Origin of the sequence: Kitasatospora sp. NPDC101157, from assembly GCF_044768255.1 — a bacterium.
Taxonomy (GTDB): domain Bacteria; phylum Actinomycetota; class Actinomycetes; order Streptomycetales; family Streptomycetaceae; genus Kitasatospora.
This window is the reverse complement of record NZ_JBIWPL010000012.1, coordinates 139,931-165,754: the sequence shown is the minus strand read 5'-3', so window position 1 is coordinate 165,754 and position 25,824 is coordinate 139,931. Positions and strand designations below refer to the sequence as shown.

Sequence of the window (25,824 nt, the reverse complement as noted above, 5' to 3'; positions counted from 1 at the left end):
TGCCGCCGGACCGGGCAGCGACGCCCGTCGGACCGTCCGTGGTCCGCGAACACTGAACGAGGAGGAACGGGTGGCCCTGCTGACCCGCATTCGGGGACCGCGCGATCTCGACCGGCTCACGCCCGGACAGCTGGCCGCACTGGCCCAGGAGATCCGGACCTTCCTGGTGACCGAGGTCTCCAAGACGGGCGGTCACCTCGGCCCGAACCTCGGCGTGGTGGAGCTCACCATCGCGCTGCACCGGGTGTTCGACTCGCCGCGCGACCGCATCCTTTTCGACACCGGCCACCAGAGCTACGTCCACAAGCTGCTCACCGGCCGCCAGGACTTCTCCCGGCTGAAAATGAGCGGCGGCCTGTCCGGCTACCCCTCCCGCGCTGAGTCCGAGCACGACGTGATCGAGAACTCGCACGCCTCCACGGTCCTCTCGTACGCCGACGGCCTCGCCAAGGCCAACAAGATCCAGGGCAAGGCGGACCCGGTCGTCGCCGTCATCGGCGACGGCGCGCTCACCGGCGGCATGGCCTGGGAGGCGCTCAACAACATCGCCGACGCCAAGGACCTCCCGGTCGTCATCGTCGTCAACGACAACGAGCGCTCCTACTCGCCGACCATCGGCGGCCTGGCCAACCACCTCGCCACGCTGCGCACCACCCAGGGCTACGAGCGCTTCCTCTCCTGGGGCAAGGACGCGCTGCAGCGCACTCCGGTGGTCGGCCAGCAGCTGTTCGAGACGCTGCACGGCGCCAAGAAGGGCCTCAAGGACTTCATCGCCCCGCAGGGCATGTTCGAGGACCTCGGCCTCAAGTACATCGGCCCGATCGACGGCCACGACCTGACCGCCCTGGAGTCCGCGCTGACCAAGGCGCGCGGCTTCGGCGGCCCGGTGATCGTGCACTGCCTCACCGAGAAGGGCCGCGGCTACCACGCCGCCGAGAACAACGACGAGGACCGCTTCCACGCCGTCGGCGTGATCCACCCGGACACCGGCCTGCCGGTCAAGAACTCGGGCAAGGACTGGACCTCGGTCTTCGGTGAGGAGATGGTCGCGCTCGGCCACGAGCGCGAGGACATCGTCGCGATCACCGCCGCGATGCTCCACCCGGTCGGCCTGGCCCCCTTCGCCAAGGAGTTCCCGGACCGCATCTTCGATGTCGGCATCGCCGAGCAGCACGCCGTCACCAGCGCCGCCGGACTGGCCACCAACGGGCTGCACCCGGTGTTCGCGGTCTACGCGACCTTCCTGAACCGCGCCTTCGACCAGGTCCTGATGGACGTGGCGCTGCACAAGCTGGGCGTCACCTTCGTGCTCGACCGGGCCGGTGTCACCGGCACGGACGGCGCCTCGCACAACGGCATGTGGGACATGTCGATCCTCCAGGTCATCCCGAGCCTGCGGCTGGCCGCCCCGCGCGACGCCGACCAGGTCCGCGCCCAGCTGCGCGAGGCCGTCCTGGTCAAGGACGCCCCGACGGTGGTCCGCTACTCCAAGGGCACGGTCGGCCCGGCCGTCCCCGCGGTCGGCCGGGTCGGCGGCATGGACGTGCTGCGCGCCGCCGAGGAGCCCTCCGGCGCCCACCGCGCCGACGTGCTGATCGTCTCGGTCGGTGCGATGGCCCCCACCAGCCTGGAGGTCGCCGACCTGCTGGCCGCCGAGGGGATCACCGCCACCGTGGTGGACCCGCGCTGGGTCAAGCCGGTGGACCCGGCCCTGCCGGGCCTGGCCGCCGAGCACCGGGTGGTCGTCACCATCGAGGACAACGGCCGGGTGGGCGGCGTCGGCGCGGCCGTCGCGCAGGCGCTGCGGGACGCGGACGTGGACCTGCCGGTGCGTGACTTCGGCATTCCGCAGGAGTTCCTGGACCACGCCAGCCGGAACGAGATCCTGGCCGAGATCGGCCTGAACGGCCCCGACATCGCCCAGCGGGTGGCCGCCCTGGTCGCCAAGCTGGACGCGGCACCGGTCAAGGCCTGAGACGACGGTCGGCGGAACGGACCGACGGCGCCCCCGGTCGCCGTAGTCCGTTCCGCCGACGACCGATTGTCGTAACTCTGTAACAGTTCGTCGCGGAACGAGCTGACAATCGCACTGAATAGCGGGACCGGCGCCATCCGTGCCGATCCCGCCCGGTAGGTTGTCAACCGTGCCGACCCCCACCCGCCGCCGCCTCGCCGGCTTGGCCGACCGCCTGCCCGAGCGCGCCCGTACCCACCTTCGTCAGGGGTACTGGACCAGGCTGGTGCCGGTGCTCGCGCTGGTCGCGCTGGCCACCCACGTCCCGTCCTTCGCCCGTCCCGTCTGGAGCCCGGACGAGGGCTTCCTGGCCACCCAGGCCCGGATGCTCGCGGACGGCGGGGTGCTCTACGACACCGTCGTGGACCGCAAGCCGCCGCTGCTGCCCTGGCTCTACCAGGCCTGCTTCGCCCTCTTCGGCTCCGCCTCGCTCTGGCCGCTGCGCACCCTCGCGGTGGCGGCCCACCTGGTCACCGCGATCCTGCTGGCCTCGATCGCCCGCGGCCGCTGGGGCAACCGGGCCGGGGCCGGCGCCGGACTGCTCTACCTGCTGGTCTCCATCGGGCTCTCCCCGGAGGACACCCAGGCGGCGACCTTCGAGGTCTTCATGCTGCCCGCGATGGTGGCCGCCTTCCGCTACGCCGAGCGCCGCCGCTGGCTGGCCGCGGGCATCGCGGTCGCGCTCTGCTCGCTGACCAAACAGACCGGCGGCGCGGTCCTGCTGCCGGTGCTCTGGATGCTCCTCCAGGACACCCGCCGACGGGGGGTGCGCTGGCCGCCCGCGCTGTTCAAGATCGGGTTCGGCTTCGCGGTGCCGATAGCCCTGGTGGCGGTCATCCTGACCAAGCCCAAGGGCTTCCTCTTCTGGGTGGTCACCGGCAGCGGCGACTACGCCTCCTTCGGCGGCGCCTGGCTGCAGATGCTCGGCCGGGCCTTCGGCAACCTGGGCATCCTGGCCGCGGCGGGCCTCGGCTTCCTGTACCCGGTCGGGCGCCGGCTCTGGTTCAAGTACCGTCACCGCCCGCTGCCGGTGGCCGGCGAGGAGTACGGGTCGACCACCGACCTGTGGGTCTGGCTGCTCTCCTCGGTCGTGGCGGTCAGCGTGGGCTTCCACTTCTTCGGCCACTACTACCTCCAGCTGATGCCCCCGCTGGTGCTGCTGGGCACCGGGGCGGTCGCCACGTCGGCGATCCGCTGGAAGCCCGTCCTGGTGTACACCACGGTCGCCGCCACGGTGTTCTGGACCCTGGCACTGGCCTGGCCGGGCGAGCAGATGAGCCGCAACACCGAGGTCGCCACCGCGGTCGCCGCCCAGACCACCCCCAAGGACACCGTGCTGGTCTGGGGCATGCACCCCGAGCTGTACTGGCTGGCCGACCGCAAGCCCGCCAGCCGCTACCTGACCGCCGGCTTCCTCACCAACTACAGCGGCGGCAAGGACGGCAGTCCCAACGTCGGCGAGCAGTTCAGCGTCAACAACGCCTGGCAGACCTTCGACAAGGAGCTCGCCAACGGCCTGCCCGAGGTCTTCGTGGACGACTCCGGCATCGCCCCCTACCAGCCGGTCATGGTGCCCCGGATCGAGAACCTGCTGGACACCCACTACGAGATGATCGGCGTCATCGGCGACACCGTCGTCTACCGCCTCAAGCACTGAGGCCCGAACGCCCCCCCCACGTACGGAGGAGCCCCGGCGACCTGGTCGCCGGGGCTCCTCCGTTGCAGCGCTACGCCTTACGCGGGCACCGAGGCCACGCCGGGGGCGAGGAACTTCTTGCCGTTCACCCGCTCCGAGACGCCCTCACGGTCCAGGTACGGGGTGATCCCGCCCAGGTGGAAGGGCCAGCCGGCGCCGGTGATCATGCAGAGGTCGATGTCCTGCGCCTCGGCGACGACACCCTCGGCCAGCATCAGGCCGATCTCCTGCGCCACGGCCTCCAGGGCGCGGCTGAGGACCTGCTCCTCGGTGAGCACCGTGTCGCCGAAGGTCAGCAGCTCCAGCACCTCGGGGTCGAGGACCTGCTTGCCGTCGACCCAGGTGTAGAAGCCGCGCTTGCCGGCCTTGACCACCTTGCCGAGGTTCTCGGAGACGGTGAACCGCTCCGGGAAGGCGCCGTGCAGGGTCTCCGAGACGTGCAGGGCGATGGCCGGGCCGACCAGCTCCAGCAGCACGATCGGGGACATCGGCAGGCCGAGCGGCTCGACGGCCTTCTCGACGCTGGCGATCGGGGTGCCCTCGTCGATGATGTTCTGGATCTCGCCCATGAAGCGGGTCAGGATCCGGTTCACCACGAACGCCGGGGCGTCCTTGCAGAGCACCGAGGTCTTCTTCAGCTTCTTCGACACGGCGAAGGCGGTGGCCAGCGACGCGTCGTCGGTCTTCTCGCCGCGGACGATCTCCAGCAGCGGCAGGATCGCGACCGGGTTGAAGAAGTGGAAGCCGACGACCCGCTCGGGGTGCTTCAGCTTCGAGGCCATCTCGGTGACCGACAGCGAGGAGGTGTTGGTCGCCAGCACACAGGTCGGCGAGACCACGTTCTCCAGGTCCGCGAAGACGGTCTGCTTGACGCCCATCTCCTCGAACACGGCCTCGATGACGAAGTCCGCGTCGCCGAAGGCGGCGGCCTTGTCCAGCGAGCCGGTGACCAGGCCCTTGAGGCGGTTGGCCTTGTCCTGGCCGATCCGGCCCTTGCCGAGCAGCTTGTCGATCTCGGCGTGGACGTAGCCGACGCCCTTGTCGACGCGTTCCTGGTCGATGTCGGTGAGGACCACCGGCACCTCCAGACGGCGGGCGAACAGCAGCGCCAGCTGCGAGGCCATCAGACCGGCGCCGACGACGCCGACCTTGGAGACCGGACGGGCCAGCGACTTGTCCGGGGCGCCGACCGGGCGCTTGGCCCGGCGCTGCACCAGGTTGAAGGCGTAGATGCCGCTGCGCAGCTCGCCGCCCATGATGAGGTCGGCCAGGGCCGCGTCCTCGGCGTCGAAGCCGGCCTGCAGGCTGGCCTTGTCGGCGAGGTCGGCGTCCTTGACGGCGGCGATGATGTCCAGCGCCTTGTAGGCGGCCGGGGCGGCGCCGTGCACCTTGCCGTCGGCGACCATGCGGCCCCAGAGGACGGCGTCGTCCCAGGCCTTGCCGCGGTCGATCGCCTCGCGCTCGACGACCAGGTCGCCCTTGAGGACCTTGGCGGCCCACAGCAGCGACTGCTCCAGGAAGTCGGCCGGCTCGAAGATCGCGTCGGCGATCCCCAGCTCGAACACGTCCTTGCCCTTGAGCTGCTTGTTCTGGTTCATCGAGTTCTCGATGATGACCTTGACGGCCTTACCGGCACCGATCAGGTTCGGCAGGATGGTGCAGCCGCCCCAGCCGGGGACGAGGCCGAGGAAGACCTCGGGCAGCGAGAAGGCCGGAACGCCCGCGGACACCGTGCGGTAGTCGCAGTGCAGGCCGACCTCGACGCCGCCGCCCATGGCCGCGCCGTTGTAGAAGGCGAAGGTCGGGACGGGCAGCGCCGCGATCCGCTTGAAGACCTCGTGGCCGCCCTTGCCGATGGCCAGCGCGTCGGCGTGCTGCTGGAGCAGCTCGACGCCCTTGAGGTCGGCGCCCACGGCGAAGATGAACGGCTTGCCGGTGATCGCGGCGCCGACGATCTTGCCCTCGGCCGCCTCGGCCTCGACCTGGTCCAGCGCCTCGGACAGCTTCAGCAGCGAGCCCGGGCCGAAGGTGGTCGGCTTGGTGTGGTCGAAGCCGTTGTCCAGGGTGATCAGGGCCAGCTTGCCGGCCTGCAGCGGCAGGTCCAGGTGGCGGACGTGCGCGGTCGTGACGACCTCGCCCGGGAACAGCTCGGCGCCGCGCTGGAGCAGCTCAGTGGTGTTGCTCATGGTCACTTACCACCCTCGAAGTGCGGGTTCTCCCAGATGATGGTCCCGCCCATGCCGAAGCCGATGCACATCGTGGTCAGGCCGTAGCGGACGTCCGGGCGCTGCTCGAAGCGGCGGGCCAGCTGGTTCATCAGGCGCACGCCGGAGGAGGCCAGCGGGTGGCCGAAGGCGATCGCACCGCCGTACGGGTTGACCCGCTCGTCGTCGTCCGCGATGCCGTAGTGGTCCAGGAAGGACAGCACCTGGACGGCGAAGGCCTCGTTGATCTCGAAGGCCTGGATGTCGTCGATGGTCAGACCGGCCTTGGCCAGCGCCTTCTCGGTGGCCGGCACCGGGCCGATGCCCATGACCTCGGGCTCGACGCCCGCGAAGGCGTAGGAGACCAGGCGCATCTTGACCGGGAGGCCGAGCTCCTCGGCGACGTCCTCGGCGGCCAGCAGCGAGGCGGTGGCACCGTCGTTCAGACCGGCCGAGTTGCCCGCGGTGATGTTGCCGTGCGGGCGGAACGGGGTCTTCAGGTTGGCCAGCGACTCCATCGTGGTGCCCGGGCGCAGCGGCTCGTCCACGGTGACCAGGCCCCAGCCGGTCTCGCCGACCTCGGGGTTGGTGTTGCGGACCGAGATCGGCACCAGGTCGGGCTGGATGTCGCCGTTGGCGTACGCCTTGGCGGCCTTCTCCTGGGAGCGCACGGCGTAGGCGTCGCAGCGCTCCTTGGTCAGGTGCGGGAACCGGTCGTGCAGGTTCTCCGCGGTCATGCCCATGAACAGGGCGGACTCGTCGACCAGCTTCTCGGAGACGAAGCGCGGGTTCGGGTCCACGCCCTCGCCCATCGGGTGGCGGCCCATGTGCTCGACGCCGCCGGCCACGACCACGTCGTACGCGCCGAAGGCGATGCCGCCGGCGGTGGTGGTCACGGCGGTCAGGGCGCCGGCGCACATCCGGTCGATCGCGTAACCGGGGACGGACTTCGGCAGGCCGGACAGCAGGGCGGCGGTGCGCCCGATGGTCAGACCCTGGTCGCCGATCTGCGTGGTGGCCGCGACGGCGACCTCGTCGATGCGCTCGACGGGCAGGTTCGGGTTACGGCGCACGAGCTCCCGGATGCACTTGACGACGAGGTCGTCGGCGCGCGTCTCGTGGTAGATGCCCTTCGGGCCGGCCTTGCCGAACGGGGTGCGGACGCCGTCGACGAAGACGACGTCCCTCGCGGTACGAGGCACGGGGGCTCTCCTCCCAGGGACCAACATTTCGAGGTGGACAGGCTGCCGCCGGGAAACACCCGAGCGGCGCCGCGTCACGGTCATGCTACCCGCCGGTAACCAACCTGCCCAGGCCCCTCCGAGGGTTCTGACCATGTGTCCCGCGACACGTCCGGCGGCACGTCCGACCAGGAAGCCTCCCCGGAGACGCCGAAGGGGATGCCGTCCGTGCGGACGGCATCCCCTTTTCGGAGCCCGATCGGTGCCGGGCGGCGCGATCAGCCCTGGGCCGTGGCGGTGGCCGCGGCGGCGGTGAAGGCGGCGGCCATCACCGGCGCCACCAGGTCGACCTGCCACTGCCGGGCACCGAGCCGGCGCAGCGCGGCGGCCACGCCCTCGGCGCCCGGCTCGGCCGGCGGCTCCCAGGACACCCGGCGCACCAGGTCCGGGGTGATCAGGTTCTCGGCCGGCAGGTGATGGCGCTCGGCCAGCTCGCTGACCGCGGCGCGGGCGCCGGAGAGCCGGGCGGCGGCCACCGGGTCCTTCTCCGCCCAGGCCCGCGGCGGCGGCGGACCGTCGTGCGGCGCGGCGGCCGGCGGCAGCTGGTTCTCCGGGACCTCCCGGCCCCGCTGCACGGCCGCCAGCCACTGCTCCAGCTGGCGCCGGTGCAGGCGCGGGCCGAAGCCCTGGACGGCCTGCAGGGCGGCGATGTTCAGCGGCATGGCCAGCGCGGCGTTGACGATCGCGGCGTCCGAGAGCACCCGGCCGGGGGAGACGTCGCGCTCCTGCGCCATCCGGTCGCGGGTCAGCCACAGCTCGCGCACCACGGCCAGCTGGCGGCGCCGGCGGACCTTGTGCAGCTGCGAGGTACGGCGCCACGGGTCGGTGCGCGGGGCCGGACGCGGGGCGGCGGCGATCGCGGCGAACTCCTCCAGGGCCCAGCCGAGCTTGCCCTGGGCGTCCAGCTCCTGTTCGAGTGCGTCACGCAGCTCGACCAGCACCTCGACGTCCAGAGCCGCGTAGCGCAGCCAGGGCTCGGGAAGCGGGCGGGTGGACCAGTCCACCGCCGAGTGCTCCTTGGCCAGGCTCAGCCCGAGCACGTTCTCGGTCATCGGCCCGAGGCCCACCCGGGCGAAGCCGGCGATCCGCCCCGCCAGCTCGGTGTCGAACAGCCGGGTGGGTCTCATGCCCACCTCGGCCAGGCAGGGCAGATCCTGGGTGGCGGCGTGCACCACCCATTCGGCGTCCGCGATGGCAGCGCCCAGCCCGCTGAGGTCGGGGCAGGCGATCGGGTCGATCAGGGCGGAGCCGGCGCCGGCTCGGCGCAGCTGGATGAGGTACGCCCGCTGCCCGTAGCGGTAGCCGGAGGCGCGCTCGGCGTCGACGGCGACCGGTCCGGTGCCCGCGGCGAAGGCGGCGATCGTGGCGGCCAGCGCCTGCTCGTCCGCCACGACGGGCGGGATCCCCTCCTTCGGCTCAAGGAGCGGGACCGGGGCTGCTTCTTCTGGGATGGCTGCTACGGCGTCGGTCACCCACCAAGGGTACGACGGTCCTCGGAACTGGGAGTGTTGTCGGACTGGTCAGACTGTTGATCGCCCGCTCGCCTCCGGCCCGCTTGGACCCGGTGCCGACGGTCGGCGGGCGCTTCGCCACCTCCTTCGTCGGCGGCTCGGCCCTTCTCCCTTTCGGTACCGGCGCGGCCCTTCGGCTCGGGGCGGGAGATCGCCCGCTCGTCTCCGGCCCGCTCGGACCCGGTGCCGACGGTCGGCGGGCGCTTCGCCACCTCCTTCGTCGGCGGCTCGGCCGAGGCGCCGGGGCGCCGGGCGTGCGGGGGCGGCGGCCCAGGAGGAACGTTCCTCCTGGGCCGCCGCGGCTTCGACGAGCGGTTCGGCCCCGGTCGGCTCAGTGGATGATGCCGGTGCGCAGCGCGACCGCGACCATCCCGGCGCGGTCACCGGTGCCGAGCTTGCGGGCGATCCGGGCGAGGTGGCTCTTCACCGTGAGCGCCGACAGGCCCATCGCCACGCCGATCGCCTTGTTCGACTGGCCCTCGGCCACCAGGCGCAGCACCTCGACCTCGCGGCCGGACAGCTCGCGGTAGGCGGCCTGCTGCGGGCCCGGCGCTCCGGGGGCCCCGGGTGCGCCGGGAGCGCCGGCGGCGCCCGGCATGCCCGGCATCCCGGGGCGGCGCATCCGGCCGGCCAGTCCGGCGGCGCCGAGCGGTAGGCCCGGGCGGCCGGGCATCGCGACGTTGGTGCGGGTGCCGGTGACCACGTAACCCTTGACGCCGCCGGCCAGCGCGCTGCGGACCGCGCCGATGTCGTCGGCGGCCGACAGGGCCAGGCCGTTGGGCCAGCCCGCGGCGCGGGTCTCGGCGAGGATGGTCAGCCCGGAGCCGTCCGGCAGGTGTACGTCGGCGACGCAGATGTCGCGCGGGGTGGAGACCCGGGGACGGGCCTCGGCGATCGAGGACACCTCGATCACGTCGCGGACGCCGAGCGCCCACAGGTGACGGGTGACGGTGTTTCGGACGCGGGGATCAGCGATGACCACCATGGCGGTGGGCTTGGTCGGCCGATAGGCGACCACGTTTGCGGGGTGCTCAAGAAGGACCGACACCAGGCCTCCTGCGGGGAGTGGCGGACGGAACCCCGAGGGGGCGGTCGGAGTGTTCCGCGTTCGGAAAGGGTCACAGTCTGCTTCGGCAGCTACCGTGCCCGGCTTTAGCGAAAGATCACGATCTAGTGAGTAACAATACAGACAAATCGCGCATATGACTGATGCGAGATGCCCTGAAATCGCACAAAATCGATCAGATTCGTGCCAGATCGGTCGACTCTGACCGGTTTGTTGACACAGAGCACGACCGAAGTCACACTCCGTCAGTCCTGGGGGTGGCATCGGGCCAGGAGGTGCCGTCCGGCCCGGCCACCACCCGTCAGTGCGACCGCGGGCGTCGCCGCGCGGGCATCGGGACCACCCCACCGAGTGACGTGACCTCGCCCGGGCCCTGGGGGGACGGCGCGGCCGGCGGCAGCCCGGCGCTGATGCAGAGCAGGTCCCCCCAGGCCGCCAGGTGCCGCTCGAACCGGCCGTCGGCCGGCGTCCAGGAGGCCCGGATCTCGATCTCGGTCGAGGACGGGCGGTCCGCCAGGCCGCCGAAGTACTGCGAGGCGCAGCGGGTCACCGTGCCGGAGGGCTCCGCGTACCCGGCGCCGTGCGCCTGCAGAGCGTCCAGCAGCCAGGCCCAGCCGACCTCGGAGAGCATCGGGTCGCCGGCCATCTCGGGCTCCAGCTCGGCCCGGGTCATGGTGACCACCCGGAACTCCCCGTTCCAGGCCTCCTGGCCGGCCGGGTCGTGCAGCAGCACCAGCCGGCCGTCGGCCAGTTCCTCGCCGTCCACCTCCACGGCGGCGGTCAGCGCGAACGCGTACGGGGCGAGCCGGCGCGGGGCCGGCGAGGAGGAGAGCTGGAGCTCCGGCCGCAGCCGCGCCCCTTCGAGGGCCTCCACGGCGGCCCGGAACTCGCTGGGCGCCCCCTCCCGACCCGTTCCGCCACCTGTTCCGCCACCCTGCGCGGGGTGCCCGCCGACCGCTGCCATGACCCGAAGACTAGGTCGAAAACCCGGGTTATCGCCGCAACTTCCGTCCGAGCGGCGTGCCGGAACGGCAAACCCGGCCAGATCTTGGAGGAACCGACGAGACCGCCCGGGGAGGCGGGACTTCGGCGCATGCGAAGATTTGACCCGTGAGCGAGACTACGGCAGACCCGACGGCGGCCACCCTCGACGGCCGATCCACCCCCGCGCGCCGCGGCGCCGCGCACGACTCCGCGTTCCTGCGCGCCTGCCGGCAGGAGCCGGTGCCGCACACCCCGGTGTGGTTCATGCGCCAGGCGGGTCGCTCGCTGCCCGAGTACCTGAAGGTCCGCGAGGGCATCCCCATGCTGGAGTCCTGCATGCGGCCCGAGCTGGTCAAGGAGATCACCCTGCAGCCGGTGCGCCGGCACAAGGTCGACGCGGCGATCTTCTTCAGCGACATCGTGGTGCCGCTCAAGGCCGTCGGCATCGACGTGGACATCAAGGCCGGCGTCGGCCCGGTCATCGCCGATCCGATCCGGACCTTCGAGGACCTCAAGCGGCTGCGCCCGCTGGAGCCCGACGACGTCCCCTACATCACCGAGGCCGTCGGCCTGCTGGTGGACGAGCTCGGCGGGACCCCGCTGATCGGCTTCGCCGGTGCGCCGTACACGCTGGCCAGCTACCTGGTCGAGGGCGGGCCGTCCAAGAACCACGAGAACACCAAGGCCATGATGTACGGGCAGCCCGAGCTGTGGGCCGCCCTGGTGGACCGGCTGGCGGACATCACCTCCGCCTTCCTGAAGGTGCAGATCGAGGCGGGCGCCTCCGCGGTCCAGCTGTTCGACTCCTGGGTCGGCGCGCTCGCGCCCGACGACTACCGCCGCTCGGTCATGCCGGCCAGTGCAAAGGTCTTCGAGTCCGTCGCCTCCTACGGGGTGCCGCGGATCCACTTCGGCGTCGGCACCGGCGAGCTGCTCGGACTGATGGGTCAGGCCGGCGCGGACATCGTCGGCGTCGACTGGCGGGTGCCGCTGAACGTCGCCGCCGAGCGGGTCGGCCCCGGAAAGGGCCTGCAGGGCAACCTCGACCCGGCGGTGCTGTTCGCCCCCACCAAGGTCGTGGAGACCAAGGCCCGCGAGGTGCTGCACGCCGCCCAGGCGCTCGGCACCAGCGGCCACATCTTCAACCTCGGGCACGGCGTGCTGCCGTCGATGGACCCGGACGCGCTCAGCCGCCTGGTCGCCTTCGTGCACGAGGCCAGCGCGCGCTGACCTCCACGCGCTGACGCCCCCGCGGTGGCGGGCCCCCGGGAGCCGGGGGCCCGCCACCGTCGTGCGGGTCAGACCTCGTCGCCGGGGCCGCCCTCACCGGCGGCATCGGGGGCGTCGGGTGCGCCGGGTGTGCCGGGGTGCGAACGGGTCCGGCGCCAGTACCGGTAGATTAGCGCCGCCGGGAAGCCCAGCACCAGCAGGAACGGCGCCAACGCTGCCACCGCCACCGCCAGCGCCCGCGCGATCGTCAGCAGAACGTGCCACCCACCGCCGAGCGCGGAACCGACCGAGTCGCCGAAGCTCTGCTCGCCCTTCGGCGTCGCGGTCGGCGCGGGCGCCACGGCGTCGCGGCGGACGTCCAGGGTCACGGTGGAGTACGAAGTCCGGGCGGCCAGTTCCTTCTGCTGCTTCTGCAGCGACTCCAGGTCCGCCTCGCGGCGGCTCAACTCACCCTCCAGCGAGGTGATGTCGCTCAGCGTCTTGGCCTCCGCCATCAGCGCCCGCACCCGGTCCACGCTCGCCTGCTGGGTCTGCACCCGGCTCGCCACGTCCGCGACCTGCTGGGTCAGGTCGTCCGCCTGGCTCCTGCGGGACACCACCTCGCCCAGGGCGGCCAGCTGGTCCAGGGTCTGCTGGTAGGCGCCGGACGGGATCCTGAGCGTCAGCTGGCCGGACTCGTCCGTGCCGCTGCCGCTGACCGACTCGCCGCCCACGTAGCCGCCCGCGGTGGTGGTCAAGTCCCTTGCCTTGGAGAGCACTTGCGGAACGTCCTTGGTGCGCAGGGTGAGCTGCGCGGTGTACGAGATCAGCCGGGTGTCGGCGGCCGGGGTCACCCCGGACGCCGCCGGGGCGCCGGTGCCGTGGGCGTTCGCCGGAGTCGGCGCGGCCGCCCCGCCGCCCTCACCGGCCTGCTTCGCCGGTGCCGCGGCCGAGTCGTTCCTCGCCGAACCCCCCGATCCGCCCGCGCTGCAACCCCCGGCCAGCAGCACCGCCGCTGCCACCACCGCCCCCAGCGCTCCGGCCTTCGCCTGTCGTCCCATTCCCGGGCCCCTCCCCAAGTCCGTTGGCATTCCTGACCATTGGACGGGAGAGCCGGTCGCGAGGACCAGCCCGGGAGATCGCGAGTCCATCACAGCTCGGCGGCGGGACGGCCACGAACTCAGGCCTCACCGGCCGTGACCTCGATCCCCGCCCGTCGCAACAGCGCCGCCGTCACACCGTCCCCGGGCCGCAGCTCCCCGGAGAAGGTCCCGTCGTACACCTGCCCGCACCCGCAGGACGGGCTGCGCGCCATCAGCACGGCCCGCCGCGCGCCCGACTCCTCCGCCGCCGCAAGCGCCGCCCGGGCCCCGGCCAGGAACTCCGCAGTGCAGTCCGTCCCGGTCGAGTCCACCACCCTCGCCCGCCCGTCCAGCACGTCCGCTCCGTCCCCGCCCACGATCTCCGCCGCCGGCCGCGGCGTCGGCAACCCGCCCGCCCCCTCCGGGCAGACCACGACCGCCCGACCCTCCGCCACGAGCCGCACCGCCTCGACGGACCTCTTCGCCCGCCCGTCGTACCGGCAGGGCACCCCGGCCAGACAGGCACTCACCATGATCGGTTCCATGCGCCCGAGCCTACGACGGCGGCCTCAAGCGTCCCGGAGCTGTTCGCGGCGCACGCGGAACTCGCTTCGCCCGCACACGGTTTCGAGGTGGTGCGGCCGCCAGGTCGACACCGTGACCACGTCGTCGTCGCCCGCGTCCAGCACCGTGCAGTCGATCTCGACCGGCACCGGGTAGGGAGAGTCCGCGTCGAGCCGGACGGTCGCCCCGAACATCGTCGTCTTGTCGATCACCGACCAGCGTCGGCCGTCCGCATCCGGGAACCGGACCTCCACCACCCCGGGGCACCCGTCATCCACCCACCGGACCGCCTCGCCCCCCAGTTGCACCATGGCCCTTCGCCACCGCACGACCGGATCGGTCCGCCAGGCCGATTCCGAACTCGCCGCGTCGGCCCGGTGCGTGAGCTTCCCGAGCGGATGTACGCGCCCCGCAGCGAGGGCCGGTTCGGTCAAGCTCCGCAAGGACGCGGAGGCGGGGATCCCGCACTACTGGATCGTCGAGGAGGACGGCCGGCCGGTCGTGCACGTCTTCGAGCCGGAGCGGGCGCTCCCCGCCTACGCGCCGGCCGGGGTCTTCGCGGGATGGTGGAGCCCCCGGTGCCCTTCGTGATCTCCGTCGACCTCGCGCGTGCAGCGGATTGAGGGTTCCGTGTAAAGACCTGCGAGACTGCGAAGCATGTCGGATGCACAGGTCGTCGTCGTCGGTGGTGGGATCGCGGGGCTGGCTGCGGCCGCCTTCCTGAGCGGGGCGGCCGGGGGGTCGGCGCGGGCGCGGGTGACGGTGCTGGAGGCGTCCGGGCGGGTCGGCGGGAAGCTGTGGGGCGGGGAGGTCGGCGGGGTCCGGGTGGACCTCGGGGCCGAGTCGGTGCTGGCGCGGCGGCCGGAGGCCGTGGAGCTGGCGCGGGCGGTCGGGCTGGGGGAGGAGCTGGAGCCGCCGACCACCGCGAAGGCGGCGATCTGGACCCGCGGCGCGCTGCGGCCGCTGCCCGGCGGGCAGGTGATGGGCGTCCCCGGTGACCTGGAGGCGCTGGCCGCCTCCGGGGTGCTCACCGCCGAGGGCCTGGAGCGGGCCCGCGACGAGCGGACCACCGAGGTCGGGGCGGACGTCGCGATCGGCCGCTACGTCGCCGACCGGCTGGGCCGGGAGGTGGTGGACCGGCTGGTCGAGCCGCTGCTGGGCGGCGTCTACGCCGGGCGCGCCGACGAGATCTCGCTGCGTGCCGCCGTGCCGCAGCTGCTGCCGATCGCCCGCGGCGGCGGCTCGCTGGTCGAGGGGGTGCACGAGCTGGCCTCCCGGCCGCAGGTGGTCGGCACCCCGGTGTTCCAGGGCCTGCGCGGCGGCCTGGGCACCCTGCCGGAGGCGGTCGCCGCGGCCTGCGTCAAGGCTGGCGTGGACCTGCGCACCGACACCCCGGTGGAGGAGCTGCGCCGCACCCCCGAGGGCTGGCGGGTGGTGGCCGGCGGCGAGGTGCTGACCGCGGACGCCGTGGTGCTGGCCGTCCCGGCGCCGGCCGCGGCCCGGCTGCTGCGCGCGGACGCCCCGGCGGCGGCCGTCGAGCTGGACACCGTCGAGTACGCGGGCATGGCGCTGGTGACCCTGGCGTTCCGCCGCGCCGACCTGCCCGAGCCGCCCACCGGCAGCGGCTTCCTGGTGCCGCCGGTGGACGGCCGCCGGATCAAGGCCTCGACCTTCTCCTCCAACAAGTGGGGGTGGCTGGAGCGCTCCGCCCCGGACGCGTTCCTGCTGCGCACCTCGCTCGGCCGCCACCGCGAGGACGAGGTGCTGGAACTGCCGGACGAGGAGCTGGTGGCCCGCTCGCTGGCGGACCTGGAGGAGGCCGTCGGCCTGACCGCCCGGCCGTACGACACCTTCGTGTCGCGCTTCACGGCCGGCCTGCCGCAGTACCCGGTGGGCCACCTGGACCGGGTCGCCCGGGTGCGGGCGGCGGCGGAGGCGGTGGGGGCGCTGGCGCTGTGCGGCGCCGCGTACGACGGGGTGGGGATCCCGGCCTGCATCGCCTCGGCGGCCGCCGCGGCGGCCGCCGTCGACGAACTGTTGACCCCGGCGACCGGGGAAGGTTCCACGGAGAGGACAATGGGCGCATGACTGAGAGCGTTGAGCGGGAGCCGGAGCAGCAGCCCGAGAAGAAGAAGGCGCGCGACCTGAACCAGGTCATCCGCTACACGATGTGGTCGGTGTTCAAGCTCAAGGGCGCCCTGCCCGAGGACCGCACCGGCCTCGCCGCCGAGGTGGACGAGCTGTTCGCCCAGCTCGCCGCCAAGGACGTGACGGTGCGCGGCACGTACGACGTGTCCGGGCTGCGCGCGGACGCCGACATCCTGGTCTGGTGGCACGCCGAGGACTCGGACGACCTCCAGGAGGCGTACAACCGCTTCCGCCGCACCGGCCTCGGCCGCCAGCTGGAGCCGGTCTGGTCGAACATGGCCCTGCACCGCCCGGCCGAGTTCAACAAGTCGCACATCCCGGCGTTCCTCGCTGACGAGCGCGCGCGCGACTACGTCTGCGTGTACCCGTTCGTCCGCTCGTACGACTGGTACCTGCTGCCCGACGAGGACCGGCGCTCGATGCTCGCCGAGCACGGCATGCAGGCCCGCGGCTACCCGGACGTGCGGGCCAACACGGTGGCCTCCTTCGCGCTCGGCGACTACGAGTGGCTGCTCGCCTTCGAGGCGGACGAGCTGCACCGCATCGTCGACCTGATGCGCGACCTGCGGGCCTCCCGGGCCCGGATGCACGTCCGCGAGGAGGTGCCGTTCTTCACCGGCCGCCGCAAGCCGGTGAGCGAGCTGCTGAACGGCCTGGTCTGATCCCACCCGCGCCGTACGGAGGCCGGTCCCCCCCGCTGCCGAGGCGGAGGAACCGGCCTCCGGTGGTTCCGGGGAGCTCAGCCCCGGTGAGGGCGCAGGGCGGCGCGCAGGCGGGCGTCGGGGAGGACGGCGGGGCCGTTCATGGCGACGGCGGTGAGCAGCTCGCGCTCCTCGTCGTCGGCGAGGCCGTGCTGACGGGCCGGCCGGACCTCGCGCAGCACCTCCAGGCCGATCGGCGAGGCCCAGCGGGTGTAGGGGTAGACGTCGACCCGGGCCATCAGCAGGGTGCCCGCGGTGAGCACCAGCGGCAGCGCAAACCAGGCGAGCGGGGCGACGGTGTCACCGCCGGTGAAGCCGCTGACGGACAGCGAGGCGGCGAGGAGCACCAGGGTCAGCAGCATGGCGTGCCGGACCTGGCGGACCACCAGCACGGTGTTGCGCTGGACCAGGGCAGGGGTGGCCAGGCCGGCCAGCGCCAGCCGGGCGCCGATCTCCAGCACGGTGGGGTGCTCGGCCATCGCCCGGCGCAGCTCGTCCGTACGGCACTGGCCGTCGGGGCCGACGGTGGAGACGACGGCGCGCTCCAGGCGGCTGCGGCCCTTGGGGTCGACCACGGTGGTCCACCCGGTGTGCGCGAGGTGGAGCCGGCCGCGGCCGGCCATCAGGACGAGGGCGAGCTCCACCACCCGGTCCGGGCCGCCGGCCAGGTAGGCCGTCTCGTAGAGCCCGATGCCGACGGCCTCCGGCGGGCGCAGCCGGTCCTGGTCGGCGAGGGCGTCGGCGGTGGCGGTCATCCGCACCAGCCGGAGGCAGGAGAACACCGCCGCGACACAGGCCGGTATCAGGAACAGCAACCACATGGGCTTGTTGTATGCCTGGGGCCGTCGTGCGGGGAACGGCTTCCCCGGCCGCGATACCGAACTGTGACATCAGGATCCGCCGCAGCTGCTCCCGCAGCTCGAACCGCAGCTGGACGAGGAGCCGCAGCTGGAGGAGTGCGAGGAACCGCACGAGGAGTGGTGCGAGGATCCGCAGGAGTGGTGGTGGGTGGAGCCGGAGTCGGCGGCGCCGCAGGAGGAGCCGCCCGACCAGGACGAGCAGGACGAGGAGGACGAGGAGGACGAGGAGGACGACGACGCCTGGGCCTGTCGCACCGCTTCCTCCTCGGCCGCCGCGGCCAGCATCGCGGCCTCCAGCTCCGGGTTGTCCAGTGCCGCCGCGGCCAGCCCGCCGAGCGCGACCGCGCCCAGCATCGCGCCGCCCGTCAGCCGGGGCGAGACGCCCGAGCTGGGCGTCCACGCGGTGCTGCCCTGCATCAGGCTGAGCTGGCGCTGCCCGGCGGGGGTGATCCTGCCCTTGGCCGGGGAGGTGACGGCCAGGGTGACGGCGCCGAGGAGCAGCAGGAAGCCCGGGATCAAGAGGTCGGGGTGCTCGTAGAGGGCCTCGTTGTCGTCGAGCAGCAGGGCGAGCACGGTGAAGACCACGACGTCGAGCATCGCGAGCCAGAGCAGCCGGCGGGCGGTGCGGGCCCGCTGGAGCCGCTCGGGGCGCCGCATCAGGCCGCGGTCGGCGAGCCGGTCGCCGATCTCCTCGACGGCGGCGGAGCGCATCACCATCCGGCGCAGGGCGCCGAGTTCCCGGCTGCCGGTGGCGCCGACGGCGTTGTGGACCGCCTGGTCGACGGCGTCGTACGGCTTGGCACCGGTGAGGGTGACCAGTCCCGCGCGGTTGATCACGATCTGCTCGGCGAGGTGCATCCGGACCAGCGCGGTGTCGACGACCCGGCCGGGGCCGCCGGCCAGGAAGGCGGTGTCCAGCAGCGGCAGTCCGCGGCCGGGCAGGCCCGTCGGGTGCGGAACGTGCCGGACCCGCTGGTGGGTCTGGGCCGCGTACAGGCCGGCCGCGGCCAGCAGGACGGCGGGGACGATGAAGTAACTGTTGTGCCACATGGGCGGTTCCCCCGGGGTGTGGATTCGGTCAGCGGCCGCGCAGGGCCCGGCGCAGGCGGGCGAGCGGGCCGTGCGGCCGTGCGGCCTGCTGGGCCCGTTCGGCCTGCTCGGCTTGTTCGGCCGGTTGGGGCGCCCGCCGGAGCCACTGCTCCAGGGCGCGGCGGTGGTCGGCGGCGAGTGTGCCGCCGTCGGTGAGCACCCACGCGGCGAAGGCCCGGGCGTCGGCGCGGTAGCCGCCGGTCTGCGGGTGGGTGCGGGCGTAGTCGAGGAAGAGCGGCCCGTAGCACGCCCCGAGCAGGCGGGGCAGGTCGGGGACGACCTTCGCGGTGGTGTCGCGCCGCTTGGCGGCGAGGCCGGTGGACTGGGCGCGGACCTGGTCCGGGTCGAAGCCCGGCGGGACGGGCCCGCCGGCCACCAGGGCGGCCAGCAGTTCCTCCTGCCGCCGGGCCAGGCGCTCCCGGGCGATGCCGGTGGTGCGCTCGCCGTGGTCCAGGTCGTTCATCGCGGGGTGCTCCCCTCCAGCACCCGGCGGATGGCGTCCAGTTCACCGGCCAGTTCGGAGGGCGGCGGGAAGTTGGCGTCCCGTTCCAGCAGGACGCCGGGCGGTGCGACCCGCGCGCAGAGTTCGGCCAGGACCTCCAGCACCGGTTCGGTGACGGGGTGGGCGTGGGTGTCGTGCCATACGCCGTCGACCAGGGTGCCGCCGGCGACGTGCACGTAGGCGAGCGCCTCCAGCGGCAGGTGGTCGAGTTCGGCCGCCGGGTCGATGCCGAGGTTGACCCGGTTGGTGTGCAGGTTGGCGACGTCGATCAGCAGCCGGACGCCGGTCCGCGCGACCAGTTCGGCGAGGAACTCGCCCTCGGTGAACTCGTCCTCGGGCCAGGCGAGTTGGGCGGCGATGTTCTCCAGGGCGAGTGGTACCGGAAGCTGGTCCTGGGCGATCCTGATGTTCTCGGCGATCACCCGCAGCGAGTCCCGGGTGCGGGGCACGGGCAGCAGGTGCCCGGCCTCCAGGCCGCCGGCCCGGACGAAGGCCAGGTGCTCGGTGACCAGCGGGGAGCCGAGCGCGAGCGCCGTCTCGGCGAGCGTGCCGAGCCGCTCGGGATCGGGCAGCCCGGCGCCGCCGAGGCCGAGGCCGACGCCGTGCGGGACGACGGTGACGCCGCGCTCGCGCAGCACGGTGAGCGAGGTGGGCAGGTGGTCGGGGCAGAGGTTCTCGGCGACCACCTCGACCCAGTCCAGGCCGGGTTGGCGCTCGACCACGGTGTCGATCTCGCTGCGCCAGCCGAGGCCGACGCCGAGCGCCGTTCCGGTGCCGGTTCCGCACGAGGTTCCGGTTCCGGCCCCGGGTCGGGGCGTGGAGGCAGGGGAAGTCATCGGTGTCGCCCCCTTCGGAGGGCTGGGTGGGGAGGCCGTCCGGCGGTGCGGGCGTCGTCGCCAGGACCGCGCGGCCGTGTTGCTGAGGATGTCCCCGGGCGGGGTCGCTGCCAAGCCTCACCCGGTCTTCTCAGAGCATTATTTGAGCTTGCCGATCCTGGTGGTGGGGTCCTGCGGGCCGCGACCGGGACGATCTCCCCAGACGGGGCGCCGGGTGGGGGCGGAGAAAACCGGAGGCGGCCGGCCGACGGCGGTGGATAGCGTGGGAATCGATGACGACGACTGCACTGACGATCCGTGACTTCCGCCCCGAGGACGCCGAGGCGGTGGCGGCCGCCCACCGGGCCGGGCGCGAGCACCTGGTGATGACCGCCGAGGCCCTGCTCTGGCTGAACGCCCAGCAGGATTCCGCCCAGCACTTCCGCACCTTCGTCGCCGAGTTGGACGGCCGGGTGGTCGGCGGGGTGCGCTGCGCGGTGGTGCTCGGGACGTCGACCGCCGGCGTCGGCTACGCCAACGGCAGCGTGCTGCCCGGGTTCCGGCGGCGGGGCGCGGCCACCGCCCTGCTGGCCGCGGCCGAGCGGCACCTGATCGGCCACGGGGTGACGGAACTGCACACCTGGCTGGACGACGAGCCCGCCTCCCTGGCCTTCGGCGCCGCGCGGGGTTACGAGATCGGCCGCAGTGCGCAGTTCGGCGGCCGGGACCTCACGCTGCCGCTGCCGCAGGCGCCCGTGCGGCCGGCCGGCGTCGAGCTGCGCCCGGCCACCGACTGGGCGGACGATCCGCGCCCGCTGTTCCTGGTGGAGGCGGACGCGATCCGGGACGAGCCCGGCGATTTCGAGACGGACGCCCTGGAGTACGAGGAGTGGCTCAAGGCCGACTGGGCCCGGCCGGACCTGGACCTGGGACTGACGGTGGTGGCCGTGGTGGACGGCGAGCCGGCCGCCTTCGCCCTGGTGCAGACCGACGGGGTGGACCGCTACTGGTCCGCGTTCACCGCCTGCCGCCGGGAGTTCCGCGGCCGCGGCCTGGCCCGGCTGGCCAAGCTGGAGTCGCTGCGGCTCGCCGCGGCGGCCGGCTACCGGCGGGCGTACACCAGCAACGACACCACCAACGCGCCGATGCTGGCGGTCAACTCCTGGCTCGGTTACGAGCGCTGCGCGGGGGAGCGCAAGGGGATCAAGCGCCTCGGGTGACCTTCGGTGCGGAGATCGCTACGCTGCGAATCGCCGGACGGGGGTATTTTCGGCCACGGGCGGGGACTTAACCAGGGCGCACAGTTCGTGGTCGAGTCTTCCTCCGGGGGATCATATGGAGATCCTGCTCCAGGTGCTGATCGCATCCGTTCCGGCCGTGATCGGTTTTCTAGCGGCCCGTTCCCTCGCCCGCACCAGACTGTTCCTGCGCTACGGCTTCCTGCGGGCGCTGCTGGCGCCGTACGGCCGGGTGCAGATCGTCATCCCGAGCCTGGAGGTGGCGGAGTTCGCCTTCACCGCGGACGGTTGCCAGTTGACCAGCCGGGGGCCGAAGAACGTGCTGTTCGTGCCGATGGCCGAGGCCAGGGCGATAGCGGAGCTGACCGACCTGCTGCGGAAGGTCAACCGGAAGGCGACGATCGAGCTGGTGGTGGCGGGGGCGCAGGATCCGCGGATGCCGACCTTCTCGATCGGCGGGCCGAGCGTCAACTCCTACTCCGGCGGGGTGCTGGAGGCGGTGTTCCCGGACTTCGCCATCGAGTTCCCGGACGAGGCCCGCGCCCGCTGGGGCGGGATGACCTTCGAGGCGTTGTACGGTCCGGCCGGGGAGCTGATCCGCGACCACGGCTTCATCTTCGTCACCCGTACGCCCCGCCACGCGCCCTGCGTGGTGCTCTGCGGGGTGTTCGCCTTCGGCTCGGCGATGGCGGTGGAGGCACTGACCTCGGCGAACCGGGGTTCTTCGCTGGCGGCGCTGTTCCGCTCGGGGGAGAAAGGATTCGTCGCGGTGGAGGGTCGGGTGATCGGGCTGGACACCGTGGACGTCACGGTCGAGGTCTGCCGGGTCCTGCCCGCGCCGCGGTCCGACGTCCCGTCCGGGTTCCGGGGTGAGGTGTCCACCGGCCGTCCCGAGATCTGAGACAATTGGTCTCGACCACGGAGTACGAATCGGGACAGGGCGGGAGAGACCGGGGCACGAATTCCGGCTGTCCGCAGCGGTTTTGCCCCATCCCTGACACAACATGGGCATAATCGCGCGCATGACGATCAACCGTGCGAACGTGAGCGCGATTGCCGAGGACCTGTACGTGTGGCTCCCGCCGAAGCGGGGTTGGGGCCTGGCCAACTGCGGCCTGCTGGCCTCCGAGACCACCGCGCTCTGGATCGACACCCCGTACGACCCCTCGATGGCCGGGGAGTTCCTGGCCGCCAGCCGGCGCCTGCTGCCCACCGGGGTCGACATCGACCGGGTGGTCGTCACCCACGCCAACGGCGACCACCTCTGGGGCGCCGGGGTGCTCCCCGACGCCGAGGTGATCGCCACCCGCGAGGCGCTGGAGCACATCCACTGGGAGCCCACCCCGCAGCAGCAGCACGCGCTGCTCACCAACAGCGACCCGGACTCCCCGCTCGGCGGCTACCTCCGCGAGCACTTCGGCCGCTTCGACTGGTCCACCGCCGAACCCGTGCATCCCGACACCGTCTTCACCGGCGAGCTGGAGCTGAAGGTCGGCCGCTACCCGGTGCAGATCACCAGCCTGCCCGCCGCCCACACGGGCGGGGATCTCATGGTCCACCTCCCGCACCAGCGCGCGGTGTTCACCGGTGACGTGATCTTCTCCTCCACCCCCGAGCAGCCCGGCGACCACCCGTCGCACTGGGCCGGCCCGCTGGAGAACGTCATCGGCGCCTGCGAGCAGGCGCTGGCCACCGGCGCGGAGATCTTCGTCCCCGGCCACGGCCCGGTGCTCGACCGCGACGGCGTCCGGGAACACATCGGCTACCTGGCGTACGTCCGCGAGCGCGCCCACGCCCTGCACGCCGCCGGGATACCCGCGCTGGACGCCGCCCGGCGCGTGATCGCCGAGCAGCGCCACCCCGAACTCGGCCTGCCCGAGCGGCTGGTGCTCACCGTCGCGGCCGAGTACCGGCACCTGGACGGCTCCGAGCTGCCCGGCGTCCTGGACGCCATGGGCCAGGTCGCCCTGGTGGCCCGCGAACTGGCCGAGGACGCCGACCGCGTCCCGCACCCGCGTTCCGGGCGGAGCTGACGCCCGGGCTCCGGGCGGAACCGACCCCCATGCTCCGGGCGGAGCCGACACCCCTGCCGGCTGCCACCGCGCGGCGGGGGCCGACCCCGGCGCCCGCCCGGACCACCGACAGGAACCGAACACCGGGCGACGGCCCGGCCCGACCAGCGAGGACACCCGAGGACTCCGATGACGCAGATCGCGCTGATCGCCCTGGCGCTGGTCGCCGCCGCGGCCACGGTCGTGCTCGCCCTCGGCCGGGCCAGGGCCATCGCCCGGGCGACGGCCGCCGAGGCCGCCCTCGGTCGCGGCGAGCAGCAGGCCCGCGCCGTGGAAGCCCGACTCGCCCTGGCCGAACAGGAGTCGACCGAGGCCCGGGAATCCGCCCGGCAGTCCGCCGAGCAGACCCGACGGGCCGAGGAGCGCACCCGGGAGGCCCGCCGGGCCGCCGGTGACGCCGAGCAGCAGGGCGAGGCGGCGACCACCCGGGCCGCCGAGGCGGAGGCCCGCGCGGCCGAGGCGAACGCCCGGGCGACCGAAGCGACCGGCCTGGCCGAGGCGGCGACCACTCGCGCCGAGCAGGCCGAGGCCCGGCTCGCCGCTGCCGAGCGGCACGCCACCGCGCTGCTCGCCGAGATCGGCCACCTCGCCCAGGAGCGGGTCGCCGCCACCGCCGTGCGGCTGACCCACGCCAACGCCCCGCTGGTCGGCCCGCTGGACGCGCAGGCCGTCGGCTCCGAGGGCGTCCGGGCGCTGCAGTCGGTCCTGGACGCCACCACCGCCGCCCTCGCCGACGAGCGCGAGCGGGTCGACGCCGCCGCCCGGGCCGCCATGCGCGGCGCCACCTCCCGGATCCAGACCCTGCTGTACCAGATCCAGAGCCTGGTCCAGCAGCTCCAGCACGACAACGACGACCCCCGGCTGCTGGAGGTCGACTTCCGCAACGAGGTCGCGCTGCGCCGGATCCAGACCGTCGCCGTGCTCTGCGAGGCCTGGCCCGGTCTGGCCCGGACCGACTCCCCGCTCGCCGAGGTGGTCGTCGGGGCGCTCTCCCGAGTGCCCGGCTACGCCCGGATCAAGGTCGCCAACCACCTGCGCGAGCAGCGGTTGGCCGTGGTCGCCCGGGCCGCCGAGCCGATCGCCATCACCATCGCCGAACTGCTCGCCAACGCCACCGCGTACTCCCACCCGGAGACGGACGTCCCGGTCACCGTCCAGCAGGGCGGCCGCGGCGCGCTGGTGATCATCGACGACAGCGGCATCGGCATGGACGAGGACCAGCTGCGCCGGGCCCGCCGCCTGCTGGCCGGCCCGCCGGACGTGCTGCTCACCGAGCTCGGCAACCCGCCCAAGACCGGCTTCGCGGTGGTCGGCAAGCTGGCCCGCCAGTACGGCTTCGCCTGCCACATCGAGCCCTCGCCGTACGGCGGCATGCGGACCATCCTGCGCATCCCGGCCGCGCTGGTGACGGTGGTGGACGACGAGCAGCAGCTGTCGGTGCTCACCCCGCTGCCGCTGCGGGCCGGCACCGGCCCGGCGCAGGCGCCCGCCGTCGCGGCCGTCCCGCCGATGCGCGACGCCGACGAGCAGGACGGGCCGCTGCTCGCCGACCGCCACCACCAGCCCGGCCCCCACCCGGCGGCGGCCATCCACGTGGTGCCCGACCCGGACGCGGGCGCCGTCCAGGGCGGGGACGGCAGCGGACTGCCCAGCCGGCGCCGCCGCCGTCCGCTCACGGCCGAGGAGCCGGGGGCCGGCGCGGGCGTGGGCACGGGCGTGGGCGCGGAGGCTGGACCGGGGAACGCCCCGGGGGAGCAGCCAGCGCCGTACGTCCGCAGCCCCGAGCAGGCCGCCGCCCACTGGCAGGCGCTGCAACGGGGCACCGACTCCGGCCGGGCCGCCGCGGCGCAGGCCACCGACGCGCAGGCCACCGACGCGCAGGCCACCGGCACCGACGAGAGCGCCAGCACCGGCGGCACCACCGCCGGCCGCGAAACCGGTGACCACACCACCGGACCGACCTTAGAAGGAGCCGAGCAGTGAGCAGCTCGCCCAGCCCGACCGCCACCGACGAGATCTCCTGGGTGCTGAACCCGCTGCTGGAGCTGCCGGGGGTGCTGCACGCGGTGGTCGCCACCGGTGACGGCCTCGTCGAGGGCGCCTCCGACGGCCTCGGCCGGGCCTCCGCCGAGCGGGTCGCCGCGATGACGGCCACCGTGCACGCCGCGGCCCGCGCCTTCACGACCGCGTTCACCGACACCGAGCGGCCGCGGCTGGCCCAGACGGTGGTGGAGTCCGACCTCGGCTACGCGATCGTCGTCCCCGCCGGGGAGAACACCTCGCTCGCCGTGTTCACCGCGCCGGACGCCCAACTCGGCAACGTGGCCTACCAGATGCAGCTCCAGGTCGCCGCGCTGGGCCGCGCGCTCGCCAGCCCCTCCCGGCAGCAGGCCGCCGGAACGCCGGGCGTCGGCTTGCCGGGCGCCACCCCCGGGTCATGACCGCCGTCCCCCGCAGGCGGATGGTGCCCGCCTACCTCGCCACCGGCGGCCGCAGCCGCCCCGGCACCGAAGGCTTCGAGCGGCTGACCGTCCTGTTCGCGGACCGGGCCGACCGCGCCGAACCGCCGACCGAACTCGAACCCGAACACCGTCGGCTCTGGGAACTGCTGCGCCCCGGCGCACTGACCGTGGTGGAGGCCGCCGCACACCTGCGCCTGCCGGTCAGCGCCACCGTCTTCCTCGCGGCCGACCTGGTCGAGGCGGGCTGCCTGCACGCCCGCGCGCCGATCCCGCGCGCCCAGCAGACCGACCGCTCCATCGTCGAGAGGCTCCTCGTTGGACTCCGTGCCCTCCGGTAGCCCGGATGACCGGCCTGACCGGCCGAAC

At 73.4% G+C, this 25,824-nt stretch carries 22 protein-coding genes and 1 pseudogene; 12 read left to right on the top strand and 11 right to left on the bottom strand.

The window, feature by feature from the left end:
* The first annotated feature begins 70 nt into the window (after positions 1–70).
* Together dxs and ACIRVF_RS23745 are read left to right on the top strand one after the other, a co-directional pair.
* Entirely contained in the window at positions 71–1,975 is a 1,905-nt protein-coding gene (gene dxs, locus ACIRVF_RS23750) for a 1-deoxy-D-xylulose-5-phosphate synthase (RefSeq protein WP_402821115.1), read from the top strand.
* A gap of 169 nt (positions 1,976–2,144) precedes the next feature.
* Positions 2,145–3,671 carry an ArnT family glycosyltransferase gene (locus ACIRVF_RS23745; protein WP_402821112.1) on the top strand — a complete coding sequence of 509 codons (1,527 nt, stop codon included), beginning with the start codon at positions 2,145–2,147 and terminating at the stop codon, positions 3,669–3,671.
* A 77-nt stretch (positions 3,672–3,748) separates the two neighbouring features.
* Here ACIRVF_RS23745 and ACIRVF_RS23740 read toward each other — a convergent pair whose 3' ends face one another.
* The 5 genes from ACIRVF_RS23740 to ACIRVF_RS23720 form a co-directional block, all read right to left on the bottom strand.
* Positions 3,749–5,896: a 3-hydroxyacyl-CoA dehydrogenase NAD-binding domain-containing protein gene (locus tag ACIRVF_RS23740; protein WP_402821109.1), complete on the bottom strand. Its 2,148-nt coding sequence runs from the start codon at positions 5,894–5,896 to the stop codon at positions 3,749–3,751.
* A 2-nt stretch (positions 5,897–5,898) separates the two neighbouring features.
* Positions 5,899–7,116 (bottom strand): thiolase family protein, encoded by a 1,218-nt coding sequence (locus ACIRVF_RS23735; RefSeq protein ID WP_402821106.1) that lies wholly within the window; start codon positions 7,114–7,116, stop codon positions 5,899–5,901.
* A 257-nt stretch (positions 7,117–7,373) separates the two neighbouring features.
* The gene (locus ACIRVF_RS23730) at positions 7,374–8,627 is read right to left on the bottom strand and encodes an HRDC domain-containing protein (protein ID WP_402821103.1); all 1,254 of its coding nucleotides are present in this window, start codon (positions 8,625–8,627) and stop codon (positions 7,374–7,376) included.
* 370 nt (positions 8,628–8,997) lie between these two features.
* Positions 8,998–9,714, bottom strand: a complete 717-nt coding sequence (locus ACIRVF_RS23725) for a response regulator transcription factor (RefSeq protein WP_030288221.1) — start codon at positions 9,712–9,714, stop codon at positions 8,998–9,000.
* Between the two features lie 319 nt (positions 9,715–10,033).
* On the bottom strand, positions 10,034–10,696 hold the full coding sequence (locus ACIRVF_RS23720; protein WP_402821100.1) for a DUF3000 domain-containing protein: 663 nt from the start codon (positions 10,694–10,696) through the stop codon (positions 10,034–10,036).
* Positions 10,697–10,842: 146 nt separating this feature from the next.
* Here ACIRVF_RS23720 and hemE point away from each other — a divergent pair, with 146 nt between their 5' ends.
* Positions 10,843–11,946, top strand: a complete 1,104-nt coding sequence (hemE, locus tag ACIRVF_RS23715; RefSeq protein WP_402821097.1) for a uroporphyrinogen decarboxylase — start codon at positions 10,843–10,845, stop codon at positions 11,944–11,946.
* A 68-nt stretch (positions 11,947–12,014) separates the two neighbouring features.
* Here hemE and ACIRVF_RS23710 read toward each other — a convergent pair whose 3' ends face one another.
* The 3 genes from ACIRVF_RS23710 to ACIRVF_RS23700 all read right to left on the bottom strand — a co-directional run bounded on the left by ACIRVF_RS23710 (position 12,015) and on the right by ACIRVF_RS23700 (position 13,882).
* Positions 12,015–12,986 (bottom strand): DUF4349 domain-containing protein, encoded by a 972-nt coding sequence (locus ACIRVF_RS23710; protein WP_402821095.1) that lies wholly within the window; start codon positions 12,984–12,986, stop codon positions 12,015–12,017.
* 119 nt (positions 12,987–13,105) lie between these two features.
* Positions 13,106–13,552: a DUF523 domain-containing protein gene (locus tag ACIRVF_RS23705; protein ID WP_402821092.1), complete on the bottom strand. Its 447-nt coding sequence runs from the start codon at positions 13,550–13,552 to the stop codon at positions 13,106–13,108.
* 24 nt (positions 13,553–13,576) lie between these two features.
* Positions 13,577–13,882 (bottom strand): hypothetical protein, encoded by a 306-nt coding sequence (locus ACIRVF_RS23700; protein ID WP_402821089.1) that lies wholly within the window; start codon positions 13,880–13,882, stop codon positions 13,577–13,579.
* Here ACIRVF_RS23700 and ACIRVF_RS23695 point away from each other — a divergent pair.
* From ACIRVF_RS23695 to hemQ, 3 genes are all read left to right on the top strand, one after another.
* The gene (locus ACIRVF_RS23695) at positions 13,881–14,162 is read left to right on the top strand and encodes a hypothetical protein (protein WP_402821086.1); all 282 of its coding nucleotides are present in this window, start codon (positions 13,881–13,883) and stop codon (positions 14,160–14,162) included. The two genes, ACIRVF_RS23700 and ACIRVF_RS23695, sit on opposite strands and share 2 nt — an antisense overlap.
* Before the next feature lie 66 nt (positions 14,163–14,228).
* Positions 14,229–15,659 carry a protoporphyrinogen oxidase gene (gene hemG, locus ACIRVF_RS23690; RefSeq protein ID WP_402821083.1) on the top strand — a complete coding sequence of 477 codons (1,431 nt, stop codon included), beginning with the start codon at positions 14,229–14,231 and terminating at the stop codon, positions 15,657–15,659.
* Entirely contained in the window at positions 15,656–16,381 is a 726-nt protein-coding gene (gene hemQ, locus ACIRVF_RS23685; RefSeq protein WP_402821080.1) for a hydrogen peroxide-dependent heme synthase, read from the top strand. Before hemG ends, hemQ begins: the two co-directional genes overlap by 4 nt.
* 77 nt (positions 16,382–16,458) lie before the next feature.
* Here hemQ and ACIRVF_RS23680 read toward each other — a convergent pair whose 3' ends face one another.
* From ACIRVF_RS23680 to ACIRVF_RS23670, 3 genes and pseudogenes are all read right to left on the bottom strand, one after another.
* On the bottom strand, positions 16,459–17,241 hold the full coding sequence (locus tag ACIRVF_RS23680; protein ID WP_402821078.1) for a TIGR04222 domain-containing membrane protein: 783 nt from the start codon (positions 17,239–17,241) through the stop codon (positions 16,459–16,461).
* A gap of 69 nt (positions 17,242–17,310) precedes the next feature.
* Entirely contained in the window at positions 17,311–18,330 is a 1,020-nt protein-coding gene (locus ACIRVF_RS23675) for a TIGR04222 domain-containing membrane protein (protein WP_402821075.1), read from the bottom strand.
* Positions 18,331–18,358: 28 nt separating this feature from the next.
* Positions 18,359–19,602, bottom strand: a pseudogene (locus ACIRVF_RS23670) (DUF692 domain-containing protein).
* 377 nt (positions 19,603–19,979) lie between these two features.
* On the opposite strand from ACIRVF_RS23670, the gene ACIRVF_RS23665 reads away from it, so the two are divergent.
* The 6 genes from ACIRVF_RS23665 (at position 19,980) to ACIRVF_RS23640 (ending at position 25,796) form a co-directional block, all read left to right on the top strand.
* Complete coding sequence (locus tag ACIRVF_RS23665; protein ID WP_402821072.1) at positions 19,980–20,906, top strand: GNAT family N-acetyltransferase; 927 nt, start codon at positions 19,980–19,982, stop codon at positions 20,904–20,906.
* A 115-nt stretch (positions 20,907–21,021) separates the two neighbouring features.
* Entirely contained in the window at positions 21,022–21,825 is an 804-nt protein-coding gene (locus ACIRVF_RS23660; RefSeq protein WP_402821070.1) for a hypothetical protein, read from the top strand.
* Between the two features lie 121 nt (positions 21,826–21,946).
* The gene (locus ACIRVF_RS23655; RefSeq protein WP_402821067.1) at positions 21,947–22,957 is read left to right on the top strand and encodes an MBL fold metallo-hydrolase; all 1,011 of its coding nucleotides are present in this window, start codon (positions 21,947–21,949) and stop codon (positions 22,955–22,957) included.
* Between the two features lie 168 nt (positions 22,958–23,125).
* Positions 23,126–24,979 (top strand): ATP-binding protein, encoded by a 1,854-nt coding sequence (locus ACIRVF_RS23650; protein ID WP_402821064.1) that lies wholly within the window; start codon positions 23,126–23,128, stop codon positions 24,977–24,979.
* Positions 24,976–25,437 (top strand): roadblock/LC7 domain-containing protein, encoded by a 462-nt coding sequence (locus ACIRVF_RS23645; RefSeq protein ID WP_402821061.1) that lies wholly within the window; start codon positions 24,976–24,978, stop codon positions 25,435–25,437. The genes ACIRVF_RS23650 and ACIRVF_RS23645 overlap by 4 nt, the downstream gene beginning before the upstream one ends.
* Complete coding sequence (locus ACIRVF_RS23640) at positions 25,434–25,796, top strand: DUF742 domain-containing protein (protein WP_030288251.1); 363 nt, start codon at positions 25,434–25,436, stop codon at positions 25,794–25,796. Before ACIRVF_RS23645 ends, ACIRVF_RS23640 begins: the two co-directional genes overlap by 4 nt.
* Positions 25,797–25,824: the final 28 nt, after the last annotated feature.

Coding starts and splice junctions, on each gene's coding strand:
- ACIRVF_RS23740 (WP_402821109.1), bottom strand. CDS start 5,896: ATGAGCAACACCACTGAGCTGCTCCAGCGCGGCGCCGAGCTGTTCCCG.
- ACIRVF_RS23720 (WP_402821100.1), bottom strand. CDS start 10,696: ATGGCAGCGGTCGGCGGGCACCCCGCGCAGGGTGGCGGAACAGGTGGC.
- ACIRVF_RS23710 (WP_402821095.1), bottom strand. CDS start 12,986: ATGGGACGACAGGCGAAGGCCGGAGCGCTGGGGGCGGTGGTGGCAGCG.
- ACIRVF_RS23705 (WP_402821092.1), bottom strand. CDS start 13,552: ATGGAACCGATCATGGTGAGTGCCTGTCTGGCCGGGGTGCCCTGCCGG.
- ACIRVF_RS23695 (WP_402821086.1), top strand. CDS start 13,881: ATGGCCCTTCGCCACCGCACGACCGGATCGGTCCGCCAGGCCGATTCC.
- ACIRVF_RS23700 (WP_402821089.1), bottom strand. CDS start 13,882: ATGGTGCAACTGGGGGGCGAGGCGGTCCGGTGGGTGGATGACGGGTGC.
- hemG (WP_402821083.1), top strand. CDS start 14,229: ATGTCGGATGCACAGGTCGTCGTCGTCGGTGGTGGGATCGCGGGGCTG.
- hemQ (WP_402821080.1), top strand. CDS start 15,656: ATGACTGAGAGCGTTGAGCGGGAGCCGGAGCAGCAGCCCGAGAAGAAG.
- ACIRVF_RS23680 (WP_402821078.1), bottom strand. CDS start 17,241: ATGTGGTTGCTGTTCCTGATACCGGCCTGTGTCGCGGCGGTGTTCTCC.
- ACIRVF_RS23675 (WP_402821075.1), bottom strand. CDS start 18,330: ATGTGGCACAACAGTTACTTCATCGTCCCCGCCGTCCTGCTGGCCGCG.
- ACIRVF_RS23665 (WP_402821072.1), top strand. CDS start 19,980: ATGACGACGACTGCACTGACGATCCGTGACTTCCGCCCCGAGGACGCC.
- ACIRVF_RS23660 (WP_402821070.1), top strand. CDS start 21,022: ATGGAGATCCTGCTCCAGGTGCTGATCGCATCCGTTCCGGCCGTGATC.
- ACIRVF_RS23655 (WP_402821067.1), top strand. CDS start 21,947: ATGACGATCAACCGTGCGAACGTGAGCGCGATTGCCGAGGACCTGTAC.
- ACIRVF_RS23650 (WP_402821064.1), top strand. CDS start 23,126: ATGACGCAGATCGCGCTGATCGCCCTGGCGCTGGTCGCCGCCGCGGCC.
- ACIRVF_RS23640 (WP_030288251.1), top strand. CDS start 25,434: ATGACCGCCGTCCCCCGCAGGCGGATGGTGCCCGCCTACCTCGCCACC.